8 protein-coding genes are annotated in these 15143 nt (G+C 41.6%); all 8 read right to left on the reverse strand.

From position 1 onward, the window contains the following. Positions 1–25: 25 nt before the first annotated feature. Positions 26–2506: an alpha-L-arabinofuranosidase C-terminal domain-containing protein gene (locus HMPREF9448_RS11170; protein WP_229033613.1), complete on the reverse strand. Its 2481-nt coding sequence runs from the start codon at positions 2504–2506 to the stop codon at positions 26–28. Positions 2507–2560: 54 nt separating this feature from the next. Next, on the reverse strand, positions 2561–5080 hold the full coding sequence (locus HMPREF9448_RS11175) for a glutaminase family protein (RefSeq protein ID WP_008862681.1): 2520 nt from the start codon (positions 5078–5080) through the stop codon (positions 2561–2563). A gap of 19 nt (positions 5081–5099) precedes the next feature. Beyond that, the gene (locus HMPREF9448_RS11180; protein ID WP_008862682.1) at positions 5100–5981 is read right to left on the reverse strand and encodes a T9SS type A sorting domain-containing protein; all 882 of its coding nucleotides are present in this window, start codon (positions 5979–5981) and stop codon (positions 5100–5102) included. Then, positions 5968–7947, reverse strand: a complete 1980-nt coding sequence (locus HMPREF9448_RS11185) for a GxGYxYP domain-containing protein (RefSeq protein ID WP_008862683.1) — start codon at positions 7945–7947, stop codon at positions 5968–5970. Before HMPREF9448_RS11185 ends, HMPREF9448_RS11180 begins: the two co-directional genes overlap by 14 nt. An 11-nt stretch (positions 7948–7958) precedes the next feature. After that, positions 7959–8741 (reverse strand): DUF3823 domain-containing protein, encoded by a 783-nt coding sequence (locus tag HMPREF9448_RS11190; protein WP_008862684.1) that lies wholly within the window; start codon positions 8739–8741, stop codon positions 7959–7961. Positions 8742–8755: 14 nt separating this feature from the next. Continuing rightward, entirely contained in the window at positions 8756–10555 is a 1800-nt protein-coding gene (locus HMPREF9448_RS11195) for a RagB/SusD family nutrient uptake outer membrane protein (RefSeq protein WP_008862685.1), read from the reverse strand. An 11-nt stretch (positions 10556–10566) separates the two neighbouring features. Continuing rightward, positions 10567–13695 (reverse strand): SusC/RagA family TonB-linked outer membrane protein, encoded by a 3129-nt coding sequence (locus HMPREF9448_RS11200; protein ID WP_229042501.1) that lies wholly within the window; start codon positions 13693–13695, stop codon positions 10567–10569. A gap of 142 nt (positions 13696–13837) precedes the next feature. Continuing rightward, entirely contained in the window at positions 13838–15124 is a 1287-nt protein-coding gene (locus tag HMPREF9448_RS11205) for a T9SS type A sorting domain-containing protein (RefSeq protein ID WP_008862687.1), read from the reverse strand. Positions 15125–15143 lie beyond the last annotated feature (19 nt).

The raw sequence follows: 15143 nt of genomic DNA on the forward strand, positions 1-15143 counted from the left end.
TTCTATGTTTTATTTTTGTTATCTATTATTTTTCACACGGTATTCTCAATACAGTCAGCGAATTGGCCTGACAATCAATAGTAAATTCACTGCTAATTCCCGATAACTCGGTGACGTTCGGAACAATTTTCAAAGGATCGCTGAAACTATTTTCATCAAATCTGTCGTCTGCACCTAATACAATTTTAGTTCCTTTCGATGCCAGATTTTTCGCCTTATCCAATTGTAACCTGACTTTCCAGTTACCGGCCTCGGCATTTACCAATTTAACAATAACTTCTTTTCGCTCTCTGTCATAACCCGATACGACATAATGTTTTTTCTTAGGAGCATAAGTATATTCATATTGTAGCTCATCGTTAAGAAAACATTTCCAATGAGCACCCTCGATTTCGATTCTCACCGTATACCATTGATCAGTCTTAATAGATGCCGTATTTCGATAATCAAATAACGAAATAGGACCTTCATTATTCACCTCTCGAAAAATAACAGACTCATTAGTGTGGCTTCCTATGTCCGCCATAAAATAATTATTCGAATCCGTGCCGCCAAACACAATTCTGAATCCTTCTGTTCCAGAAATTTTTTTGGCCTTCAACTCAATCGTACAATCATCAAACTCCCTATCTTCAAGGATAGCCAAAGCATCTATTCCTTTCTGGCTCTGAGACAAAAGATTTCCTTCCATTTTCCAATCGCCGCGAATTATAGTCCATTTATCCACGAAATCACTCCACCCCGAAGTATATATTTCTTCGCCATTTACAATGACTTTCAAATCTTTAAATTGAGCTTCCGTATTATTCGTACCCAATCCGATAAATCCATTTGTGCGGAATACCGGCTCAGGAGAAGCAGGTTTTAAATCTGTGTGTAAATTCACATCAGGGCGATTCTCCGAGAACATTTTTAACACATAGTAATTCGTACGGCCATAAACTGAATCATTTTTCAGCACTAACAAATGATCTTTTCCGTGAGCCGCATTCTCTATCAACGGAGCATAAGATACCATTTGAACTTTATCCGCATTCCTTTCAACCCCCGTCAGATAAGCAGCCTCTGCCAAAGACGAATAGAGAGAGGGTCTGCCGATAGCCGCATATTCCCCCACATAGATTTTATACGGAATATCATCGGGCAACTTATCATAAACATCTGCATTATTATAGAACCAACCAGCCGTCTCATAATAATGGGGATCCAAGATATCTATTTTCTCCGCCTCTTGAATATAAGGGCTGAACATGAGAGCACATACGACCTCTATCTGAGGATATTTTTCTTTGATGGCTTTATAAAAACGATTATAGTTTTTCACGTAACGAAGCCCTACATTTTCGTTTCCCACCTCTACGTATTTGAGAGGGAAAGGGGCTGCATGACCATTCTCCGCTCTTCTCTTTCCGTAAACGGTGGTCGTATCGCCCAACGCATACTCGACAGCATCCAAAGCATCTTGAATCAAATTATCAATCCGATTCTCTTCTTCCCAATAGTCACCATTCCGAAACAGGCAAGACATACCGGCATTACAAACGAACAGACCATCGGCATCAATATCTTCACAAAATTGTAAGAATTCATGATAACCGAATCCATAGGTACTACGATATCCCCACAAATTATATTCTCCGGGGCGTTTCACAATATCACCTATCGTTTCTTTCCATTTGATACGGTTATCCATAGTTAACCCTTCGACTATGCATCCGCCCGGCCAACGAACAAAATCGGGTCGCAAGTCTCGAAGCATCCCGGCAACATCTTCTCTCAAACCATTTTTATGTCCGCAAAAAGTGTTCTCGGGAAACATGGATACAAAATCGATATATACTTTCCCTTTATGAGGTAACAGCAAAGCAAAACGAAGATCATTCGCTGTCGTGTCGACTGTAAAAGCTCCCTCATAATGATTCCACGAACCATCACGTTCTATCTGGAAATTCTTAGAAACAACTATCTGTTCTTCGCAATCCAGCAAGGCCGCCGTCACTACCGTATTCTTCAATTCTTCCGTAAACAGATAAAATTGGAAATTATACCTTTGTCCCTCTGTAACGGCTATTCCCCAGTAACCGTCATTCACAACCCATACATCGGATGCGGACGCACCCAAATCGATAAATAAGGCATGGGGAGTAGCGTTATTCAGTGGCTTAACCTCGGTTATCTCATAAAAAGGAGGCCTCGTATCGGAAACACACTTCACTTCCCAGCTTTCCATAAAAAGCGAATCGTTCCAAGCGATACTAAAATGGTTAATGGAATCATTGGAATAGCAATGCAAAGGTTTGGCAACTGCCTTTCCATCTTTCAACACCGTGCCGGAAGGTAAAGTACCATCTTCAAAGCCACGATTTCTTATCATTTCTGCATATAAACCGCCATCTCCAGAATGAGTAATCTCTTCAAAAAAGATACCATACAAGGAGGGAGGTATCTCGGCCTCTTCCCTTGACAAGTCGATCGTTACTACATCGACGGGCTGATTGCAGGACATAAAGAGGAATAAACCTCCAAATTGCATTATTTTTTTGATCCACTTTTCCACAATCTATTTCCTTTTATTTCTAAGATAATAATCCAATGATTTCATAAAGACACCTCCGACCACCGAACGCGCCCGAAAGTTTATATAGTCGGCATTCAATGTTTCATACCAATCGCCCAAAGGGACTCTCGAAGAAGTCTCATTCACATATTTCCAAATCGGTCGTATCAACTCTTGAAAATCACCTTCCGAGTCGGCCATTGTGGCACTCCATACGGTATCGTCAGTTTTACCCCATGTAAAGCGATTGTCCAAAGGCAACCCGTATTTGTTCTGGGTTTTCAGATAGAAAGTGACTTCCTTTTTCATTATACGGTCTGGCAATATATTAAGGCCCAAAACTTTATCCCATACAAAATTATACTTCTGGCTCCAAGTACCCGGCATATCGAAAGCTAACCGATAGTGGTCTCCGTCATCGGCTCTCCGTTCCCACTCAATGGCCATTCTTTTAGCCATTTCGGTAAATTTCTTGGCCTCCTCCGGCTTATTCAACATTTCGGCCAAGCGACCATAACCGGCAATCGCCATAATGGCTTTGGCCGAAAGATTGGCATTGTGCGCCAAATGTCCCGCAAAATCTTCGGTGCACAACTGATTTTCAGGATCCATACCTGCCTCGGCCAAATAATTGCTCCAAGCCGTCAAGATTTCCCAATGTTTTGCCGCATAGTCTGCATTCCCATCGACAATAGCGATCGCAGTCGTCATAATCAACATATTCCCCGTTTCTTCCACAGGCATATCTCCTTGATAAGTTTGCCCATTTGCCAAAGGATATGTACCGACATCGTGTGCAGCAAAAGGCTTTTTCCAACGGCCCGACTCGCTATAATCGAAAATGAAATCCAGCATAGCTTTCATTATTTCTGTATTATACCGAATAAAAATAGGACAAGAAGGATATGTCACATCAACCGTACCGATAGACCCGTTGCTGTTATTTTCCTTAGAAAAAAAGAACAACTCACCGGCGGGGCCACAAACCAGTTTATGAGCCGATATAGCTTGGCGATAAGAGGCTGCACAAAGTTCGGCATACTGCTGTCCTCCGGCTTCAACAGCGTCTTTCATAACCTTATAATCCCACTCGTCACATCGCTGCATGTTTTTTTTATAATTCTTTCGGGCATCGGCCAATGCGGCGTCCATCGTCGGATATTTTTTCTTCCAATACGCTTTCAGGTTTTTCCCGAAATATTGTACAGAGGCAATATCGTCATAACCGATCATCAAATATCCTTCGGATTTCCGTTCTCTCACATTGCCCAGATTTTCGCTATACGCTAAAAGAATTTCTTCCTTATCCAAACGTACCGATGTCCGAGATATTTTTGTATCCGGCAGTATTCCTTTTCCTGCAAAACTCTCTTGAATAGAGCGGGGAGTTCCCACAGACATATCAGAAGATTCAGATAGGTTACCGGCCAGATAAAAGTATCCCCAATCGATACAAATAATATCACCGCTTTTACCTAAAACATTCTGCTCTAATGTCCCCGTTTTCAGAATATGAATGTCGGAAGATCGATAGTTTTCTACACTTACTTCTTGATCCAAACTGTTAACCGCCCATCGGGGAGTCGCAGAAAAATAAATCTGCACATCGTGAGCGCATTTATCCAATGACCGGACTTCATAACTAATATAATTAACCGGGCTACTCAATAAATCCAAATCATTCAAGACCAATGGACTCGTAAATTTCAAGTCCAATTGGACAGGACCACAATAAAAAGAATAATAGGTCTGGGTAGGTAATACGCTTACCTTTGTCTGTTCGGCTTCCGTACCGAAAAAAGACTCCATTTCATCATCGGTAAATAGGCCGAAATCGACATAAGCTCCTCCCTTCGTATTGTGACAATGGGCTGCAATGAGATTATCTTCTGCGGTTAGCGATTTCACTTGTTCTGCATCCAACGGTTGCACGACATAATTCCGCCACTTGTATCCCGTGCTCACTAACATCTGCCCATTCAGATACAGTTCAAAAACATCATCGTGCGAATAAACGAGATATAACCGTTTCTTCGAGATATTCTTATCTTCGATCGAAAACTTCCTACGTATCCAAATATCCCCCTGATTCCACTCGGTTTTAACATGAGGCATATCGGCGCTCCCGAAAGCCCCCGCACCTTCCTGCCATTCCGTATCATTATACTCTTTTGTATACCAATCGGCATAAGGCATTGTATTCGTATATCTGGCTGTCCATTCCTCGTCTCGGGCATCTTTCAAAATTGAAGTTAAAGCCTGTTCGCCTTTTCCCATGAACCGATAGCATTTACCATCGACCCTTAAAACGCCTGTCAAAGAATGTTCTGTTCCTGTCCAATGCCGAACTTCATCTTCATACAGCTTATCGGTATGTGACCACGCCGAAATGTAAGGATCGATGGTAACCAAAGGATAGGCCGGAACTCTCAAATTAGAAACGGGCACTTCCTTGTTATTCCCGGCTTCCACAAAGACACCCCAAAAAGTAGTTAATAGCAAAAATAAAATACCTCGTTTCATAATCCTGTTTTTTGTTTGGTCATTCTGTTACTAATATTTTCTTCACGACCGCACCACCATTCCCTCTTGTTATCCTGACAATGTAAAATCCGGGAGCGACCGATACGAATGCCGAACAATCGGAAAGCCTCAATTCTTTCACTTTCAATCCTTCGGGAGAATAAACCTCGACATTACTTATAGGTGTCGCAGAATTAATTCTAAAACCCAATTTACCGCCAACGACAATCAGTTTTTCCTCCTCTATATCCATCACGGAAACGACATCACTCTTATCCAGATAAACATTAGCCACGTTCGCACTATTCCCGCGCCAGACCATTTTCAAACGATGCTTACCGGATAGTTCTCCCAAAGTTCCTTTGCCAAATTCATACTTCGTCAAAGACCCTGTACGAATCAGTTCTACGCTGGCAAAAGGGACCAATTCATTTGCCCCGAACGTTTTCAGACAGGCCGAATGGTTTCTCCACCGGACATATATGGCATGAGAACCAGTAATGTTTACACTTAACGGAGCCGACGCTTCTTTATACTCTCCCTCTTTCGTCTGTTCCACAGGAATCGATGCCACAGGGACCGCCGTATCTTCTATATAAATATCAAAGAAGCCGTCCTCGCAATCTCCGGGGTGCGTGTATTCCACCATAAACCGGTTATACAAACCATACCTTGCATCCCCGAAATCAATATCTCTGATACGTATCCTCGTTCCCGAACTCGTATTAATTATAGATTCGGTCTTTCCATCATACTTAGCGCCTTCTGTACCCTTATTGACGATAACAACTTGATAAAGGCCTCCTCCTTTGGCCGGAATACGAATATCCCCGGCATATGCAGGCTTTGCGGCAACAAGGAACGACAGAAGTAAAAACAGAAAGAATTTATTCATGCCCATTTCCTCCATTCTTTTCAATATACTCTTTTAGCGTAGCACAAAGATCCATGGGCAATAAAAACTCATATGTATTCGGCAAATAACTTTCGACACGCTGTAATTCACGAATCAACCGTTCATATCCTCCTACTCCGCCGTAACTGGCCGCAATCAGATAAACATTCCGAAAAACAGGCTTTTGCCCGTTGGGTTTTACACTTATCAAATCTTTATACACATCGCCCTCTTCCCAACAATGAGCTCCTTGTAGAATACAGACAACACCTTCGCCGTCTTTACCAACCTCATAACGTTCCTTATTATTTTCAAAACCATCAAAAACGCCCTGCAAGCCACAAGTTTGCATATATCTCCCAAAACGTTCTTTATTAGTTGTATTCCACAGGCAAGCAGTATGGAAGCCGGCTGTTTCCAACCATTTTTGATTGGTTTCCAGCCATTTCTCATAATTATTTTCATTGTATTTATCGCCATAGATAAACTGGAATCCAGAGGGACCGGCGACTAATTCATCATTGGGAGTCAGATTTTTATAAAAATACTCCAACAAAACGGGATTCAACTCTTGCAAAGATGCAGCCATTGTCATACCTACCGGAACCTTTCCCCTACCCGGAGCATTCTTAAACATATTGTACATTTGATTGGAGTCGAATTGCACGTTATCTCCATCACTCCATATAAGACTCACATAGATTTTGCCGGGCAATGCCTCTATGGCTTGACCCTTACGCTGTTGGAAAGCTTTCCTCGGGAACGAGCACCAAAAACTTCCGTTTGCATAATAATCACTAACCATAAAACCTACATTATACGGATTGGTTGCATTATTCAGAGCATCCCCGTCTTTTCCTGCCCCATAACCCATTGTGGAAGAACCCGGTTGATAGTCTATTTTATCACAAATCTTCTGGATCATGGCAAACTCATCGGGATCCGAATCGCTTAAAAAAAATACAAACCCTTTGGAGGCTGCTGCATAATCATATATCTTCCACGGATTGGAAACATAGTCACTACGCAAACCGGCAGAAAAGCTCAGAGACTTATGACATCCGTCGGCCAAGTTATCGATAGCCCACTGATAGGCCTCCAATTTAGTGGCCCAATTATTCGAAATGTCTTCACATTCTATATTCCAATCCAGTTCATTGTTAAAAAATTCCTTTATCTCCTTAGTAACTGGAATCCCTTTTTGCTGTGCACAAATCATTTGTGCCAAGCACCAAGTCCATTCCTTATCAGGATCCCAAAGGACCATCTTTTTAAAACGATCTTTATACTTATCGACCAACGTAGCTAATCCCGCATATTTTTCTTCCGAATAATTTCCCCGTAAGAGGTTCCACGTTTCCCCCTGTTTCCCATAAACGTCTTCGAACTGTGTCTGGTGATGATCTTCATACACCAAGTAAACCTCCGCATTGCTCTGGTTCAACACGCCCTGAGCAACGGCCGCCGTTATTTTACCATAACTGTCATCACCCCTAACATCAATTACCGAAATCTGGCTTAAAGGCACATTCTGATTTTTGAAAAAAAGACCTTCCTGAGGTTGTTTATCGGATTCATAAGAATCGAGATGGGGAAGTTCCTGTGCAATTGTAAAATCGGTCTTAGGTTCCAAAAGCATGTCATCTAAATAAAAATCGAATCCGGTCTGCTCCGTCGGTTTCATAACATTTGCCATCTCGACCCAAACACGATCATAGTCCCCCGAACCGAAATCGATCTCTCCCAAATCCAATGTCAAACCATCGCTTGTCCCTTTTATTCCCTCATCTGTAAAAACCACCGAGGTCTTGGGGTCATAAACGACCGACACCTTCGATTCTTCCATAGGCAGAATCATAGCATCCTGTGAAGGAGAATCGATATCCCCATTCGTTAAAGGAGCAGCCTGTGACATGACTGCCACAGTGCTGCTCAAACCAGATGCCAATATTATAGCATACTTTACATTCATATTTTATAATTTTATTTTTCAACAGTTTGTGCCGGAACAACAATTTCTTTTATCGTACTAAAATTATATCGTTTTTGAGGATTAGCGGTACGGACTCCAATACGCACCCAATATTTCCCCGGATCCAAATTTCTTACATTCTTTTCTACCACTTGGAAAGGTACTCCGGGTTCATAATCGCCACGTTCAAATTCCTTTTTAGCTCTTATCGTATACTTGGTTTCCGAATTATTCACTCCCACATTAGGAGATTTGCTGGAAATAAAAACTTGGGCTTCGCTCAAAGTATACAACCCCTCGTCCAAACCTTCCGTATTGACTTCCTTCTCTGTATCTTCAATCGTATATTTGATCTCCAAATTATTCTGTTTGCTACCGGTCAATGTGATTTCATCTATATTCACACGAGCATAAGGTATAACGGAATAATCCAATCGGGTCAAACGATTCTCTTTCAAATACACGACTTCCGGTTCGGGAGCGTAAAATGCGCCTTCTTTCAAAGTAATCCGATATTTCCCGGCAAAAATTTTCGTATTCAAAAAAGTGCCATCGGCTTTCCCCCAAAAGAATCGGGACTGGGTATTGGCGTGTCCCGCCTCTTCCCAACTTAACTCATAATATTCGACTTTATAGCTATTTGCCGCTTCTGCCTGCAAAGACTCGTTGGTCTTACGGTCGACAACAGTCCCTTCCAAACCGGAATTCGGAGCTTCATAATTGTCATATTCAAAATAGTTGCAGGACGAGAGAAGCAATGCCGACAAACCAAATATATAATATAACCTTTTCATATTTTATTACGCTTTTAATTATAATACGGATTTTGTTTCAATTTCTCATTCTTGGCAATTTCCCCATCAGGAATTCTCTCATAATACATTTTTACATCGAATGTATAATAGTATTTATTGGCAACGACTTCCTCGAATATATACTTCTGTTTGTTAATATCGAAATATGGACACAAACCCGTATACTGCTTGGTCTCGATTTCTTTATCGGCAATTCTCCAACGTCTCAAATCCCAATACGTGTGATTTTCAAAAGCCAGCTCGATTCTGCGTTCGTGTCTAACCTTATCTACGGTCAAATCGCTCAAAGAAAGTTGCTTAATATCTGCACGACTGCGGATATCATTTATCCAAAGCAAGGCATCGTCCAAATGCTGCCCCATTTCTACCGCCGCTTCGGCTCCATTCAAGAGAGCTTCTGCATATCTGAACTCAATCCAATGTTGTTCCGAATAATTTTCGATGACTTCTGATTGCGGCATATTCTCGTTCAAGTACTTGCGCATAAAGAAACCAGTCATATTACCCGAATAATTTCCACTTCCGCTTTTCCCTACAATATGATAAACCTGTCCGTCATTGGCCGTATAAACAGCCTCCTCATAATTCGTGGCATTTTCCTTCTTGCTACCATCTTCTATGATCAATCCCTTTTGTATAGAACAAGGCTCTCCCTTGAAAATAGCATTCGGATAAATGATCGAACCGCCAAAACGGGCATCCATATTTTGAAACAGCTCCGAAGGATCATCGAAATAAGTGTCCTTCGCTCTTTCTGCGAAATTTGCAGGAGTACCGTCTTTGTGTTCAAACATTTCAACAAATTCCAATGTAGGGTTCATATTGGAAGAAAAACCGTTTCCACGGTATTGGTAAGGAACGAAATAAACATCCCAGCCATGTGCGTTTACATTGCGTTGGAAATATTTACAGAAAATATTCTCTGGGCTGTCCTCGGCAAGGAACAGCTCGGCAAAATTTTTCTCTTTATCCGAGTTCTTCCTATACAACGAAAATCTCTTCGATTTTTCAAGTTCCTTTACAGCTTTATAAGCTAATTCGAAATAATCGTTTGCCAAAGCCTTATCGATACCGACCAAACCATTCAAATCAACGGTTCCATAACGCGCGATACTACCGGCATACAGCATAGCGCGAGACTTCAATGCCAAAGCAGCATATTTGGTGGCACGTCCTTTTCCCAAAATCTCCTCATTATCGGGCAACAGACGGAAAGCCTCGTCTAAATCTTCCGCAATAAAATCATAGCAGGCCTTTTCCGTATCTCTCGGTACTTTCAGCGATTCAATATCGCCTACATACTCTTGCGGTTCTCTCAATATAGGTACACCACCATATCTTTTCACCATTGCAAAATAGCAGTAAGCCCGGATAAAATGAGCCTCTCCCATCCATGCATCAGCAAGAACCGTATTCTGGAAATTGGATTTATAGGCCGGGAAATTTTTCAAAAAGTAATTCACCCGACGAATTTTTCCATAATCCCAACAGCCCCACCAAGTTCCATCACCGATGGTCGAAATATCATCGCTGGAACTACACATAGCCTCACCCGATACATTCGGTAAACGACCTTGCCCTTTACCCGATACATTGAATCCTTGTTGTGTATAGCGAAAGTCCTCTATGGGTAAGTCATAGTAAAGAGTCGTCATATAAGACGTTATACCCGATTCTGAATTAAAAATCGCATCATCTTGTATAATATTAATGGGCGGCACATCTAAGTAATCACACGAATAAAACGATAGGGCCATCACCAATGCCGATACTAATATCTTATTTATTCTCATCGTATTTCAAATTAGAATGATAAATTCAATCCAAAGTTAAAGTTTCTCATAATCGGATACAGGTATCCATAATTCCCTTCCGGATGCTCGGGATCGACGAAATCCAAATTAGATAGCGTAAATAAATTATAGCCATTTGCAAATATCCTCAAACGATCCACTTTGAATTTACGAGTGATATGCTGGGGTATTGTATAGCCAATTTCCACGCTTTTCAACCGTAAATAAGAAGCATCGTATGTCGTCTGTTTACATCTTGCATAATTCACGCTATAAGATCCGGCATCACGGGTCGTAGGCCATTTTCCGGGAATCCAGTTCCCATTTTCGTCCTGACGATATCTGTCATAAAAATGAGCCAAACCGTTTCCACCGAAACACAACGGGTATTGCAATTGCTCGAAATAGATCACATTGAATCCACCACCGCCTTGGAACAACAGGTTCACATCAAACCCTTTCCACTCGGCAGCGATAGTAGCACCGAATGTCATTTTGGGATTTCCGTTATCATTGGTGTGCTCGTACACGTTCGGATAAACATCACTGTCATCGATGATTCCGTCGCCATTCCAGTCTTCATATTTCCAGTCACCCGGCAACTGGGTAGCACCACCCTGACCGTCTTGAATAGGCGACCGCCAAATATCCTCCATCGAAGTAAATTGTCCGTTTGAGCCATAAGCCCACCCCATATCGGAATATCGGTTTGAATATTTATTTCTCCATCTATCATAGGAATTCACTGCATCCCCTTCCTCCAAATGTCTGTTCTGACGACGAGTCAATGCAAAATTCAAACTTACCGAATAGTTGAAATCATTAATCTTATTGCGATGTCCCAATACGATTTCAAAACCTTTATACAAATCTTGATTCAAATTTTCTTCCGGCAATTCAGCACCTATAGTACCGGGAACTTCACCACTTCTCTTTCCTAACAGACCATCTCTGTATCTCCAAAAGAAATCTACCTGTGCAGACAGCATACCATTCCAAAGATCAAGATCGGTTCCCACGTTCAAGGTCTTCGACTTATACCAAGTTATCAGTTCATTCGGTAGACCTCTGAAACCCAATCCTTTATAGACAACATCGCCGAATACATAACTGGCGCCCGGATAATCATATCCCGACAAATATTGATAGGACGAGGAACCATCGTCACCCATAGCTCCATAAGATGCTCTTAACTTCCAATTCGTAATAAAGGACAGCGGAGCAAATTCTTTGATAAAGCTCTCTTCCGAAATTCTATATCCGACAGAGGCCGATGGGAAAAATCCCCAACGATGTCCTTTGGCAAACTTGGAAGAACCGTCATAACGGAAGCTAACTTCTGCCAAATATTTGGATTGATAATCGTAATTGACACGTCCGACTAGACCCATATTCGTTACACGATAAATCTGGCCAGCATCGGCATTACCGATTTGCTCTTCTTCGGAGCCTGCAAAAATCTCGTCTACGGCATCCATCTCGAAGTTTCTTTTTGCCCACAAGTTATCCTCTTCCTTTGCACTTTGTTCGTACAAAAACAAGACTTTCAAGTTATGTTTCTCTGCAAAAAGACGCTCATAGTTCAAAGAAGCCTGTAATTGATTCTGTGCTCCCTCCCATGATTTTCTGTAAATAGAAGAAGGCGATGAATATATCTGAGAATTATAAACATCTTTCTCCCTATCGTATTTATATAATGTATATTGTTTTTGAAATTCTTTCTGTTGATAGTTCTTATAATCATAAGCATACAAAAACTTAGCACTTAATCCTTTCAAAAAAGGAGCTTTATAAGTCAATGTAAATGTAGTATTCAAGGTTCGGTTTATCCTACGCTTATAACCGGATTGATCGGCATCGGTAATCATAAGCGGATTCAAACCATACATCACGTCATTAGGAAAACTCTCATTATTATTGGCATACGGAGTTTCCGTAGGTTTAAGCATCCAAATAGCTTTGAACTGTTCCCAAGTATCTTTATAAGGTTGATTCTTTTCATCGGACATCGCACCGATCAACAATTCGGCTTTCAAATCTTTTGTAACATCGAAACTCAAATTGGAACGGATATTATAACGATGGTAATTTAAATCGCCGGTTTTCCAAATACCGTCTTCGCCATAGTAACCAAAAGAAAGGAAATATTGTGTACGCTTCCCGCTTCCGCTGGCCGTTACATTGTGATGGGTTTGAGGGACCAAATTTTTCATAGCCAAATCATACCAGTCGGTTCCTCCCTCCCGGCGGAAACGAGCTACATCTTCTTCCGTGAAAGTGGTATTAATACCTCTACCCATATTTTTATCAGCTTCACGAACAAGCTCGGCATATTGAGCAGCATCCAAAACATCAGGCAAGCCCGACGGATTCTGGAAACCGAAACTTCCGGTATAATCAATTCGGGTCTTACCGCTCTCACCCTTACGAGTCGTCACCAATAACACGCCATTCGATGCACGCATACCATAAATAGCGGCAGATGCGTCTTTCAATACAGACACGCTCTCGATATCGTTAGCTTCCAACCGCTGGAAATCTGACACCTCTCTTACGACACCATCAATAACGACCAAAGGAGTACCCAATCCACGGATATCCATCTTGGCATCATAACTACCCGGCTCTCCCGTACGTTGTTGAATACGCACACCCGGCAATTTACCGGCCAACATATTTTGGACATTCGAAGTGGGTGTAACGGTCAGTTCATCTGTTCCTATCGTACTGACTGCTCCTGTTAAAGTAGCTTTTTTCTGTGTGCCGTAACCTACGACCACTACTTCATCTAATATCTGATCATCTTCACTTAAAGTCACATTCACTACGGTTTTTCCCTTCAAGGCAACATTTTTCGAAGCAAAGCCGATCAATGAGAATTTCAATTCCGCTTTGTCCAATTTGTCACCGGATACATTCAAATTGAAAACACCGTCTATATTCGACATCGTACCGGTATTAGTTCCCACCACTACGACATTAACCCCGGGTAAAGGTTCCCCGGACTGATCCCTCACTACCCCTGAAATTTTCTGCTGTTGATCATTTTCTGCTAAAACCGTAGCGCAGCCTACCACAACAAAAAATAAAAATAGGAATGAATGAGAATAATGGGAAAGCATTGAAACCGCCTTTTCCATATAAAAGAAATTGTTTTTTTTCATGCGTCCTGTTAGATTATTGTTATTCAACCATTTCCTTAACAAGCAATTGCAATTTTAGAATTTAAAAAAGATAGGAAAGGAGAGGACCGACTAAGCGAATCCTCTCCTATTTGATTTTTTATTTTACAACCTTAAATGCTTGGGAAGCTCCGGTTGAAACGATATTGACTACATAGATACCTTTTCCGGTCAAAGAAATATTCTCTATTGTATTTTCAGCTATTTGTTTAGCCACCAACACACCATTCGTCGTATAGACATAGATCATTTCATTTCCATTCAAACCTTCTGCTCGGATACCGTCGGTAGTCACATAAACGTTATAAGCGGCTTTTTCGACATTTGTAACTCCACTTGTGCTTGTTTGCCATTTAAATACCGGATAAGGAGAGATAGTGGGATCTATTGTCCATATTTCATCAAAATCCCAACCCATATCGTCTGCATAAAACGATTCGGTCAGTTCCTCTACCGTTTCTCCATTATCGGTATCGATTCCCGTTCCCTCTGTTACGGCTTGACCATTCAATAAAACCGAAGAGTGCGCATAATTATCAGAAACATCTCCACCGTTTCTCTTTCCTACAACACGATGTGTCACTTCGACTTCGCCTATAATATCCTTGTTCAAAGACAAACAGGAAATAACCGCGCCACCATCATTAGCACCGACAATACCACCGACATTGGTTTTACCTTCGATAGTAGAAGTCGAATAACAATACATCACTGTGGCATTTCCAGAACTAACGATTCCACCTACGGCATCCCCGGTCTCACCATCAGTAGACTTAGCCATTACATTACAATCGGCCGTATAACAGTCTGTGATTACAGTAGTACCGGCACAAGGCCCAACGAGGCCGCTGGAATTAGAACCTGTTCCAATGTTCGAACAAGAACTGTTGATAACTCCCACTTGCTCAATCGTAGCATTACGAGTTAATCCCGTCAAGATACCTAAACGCCCGCCACCAATGACAGTCACATTATCAAGCAATAAATTTCTAATCGTACCACCGTCAACAACGCCGAAAACACTCATATCATGCGCACCGGTATCATCTCCATGCTTAGCCATCAAATTGGAAATCTTATGCCCATTACCATCAAACGTACCGCTAAAACGTTGGTCCGAACCATCTCCGCTTCCCCATTCTCCTAACGGCCACCAACCGCCTTCTTTTTCATAAGAAGCAAAATCCAAATCGGCCATCAATTTAAAATAGGAGCCCCGATTCTCGCGTACAGCATCGAACTGAGCTTCCGTCTCAATCAAATAGGGATCTGACTTTGACCCAGTACCCCCGGCATACAAATCACTTTCCTGTGCCCAAACACTCGAAACCAGCATCATGCTGCAAAAACAAGATGCTACAATCTTTTTGTAATCATTCTTTTCCATGACATTAAAACTTTAAATT

It is taken from the genome of Barnesiella intestinihominis YIT 11860 (assembly GCF_000296465.1).
Taxonomy (GTDB): Bacteria; Bacteroidota; Bacteroidia; order Bacteroidales; family Barnesiellaceae; genus Barnesiella; species Barnesiella intestinihominis.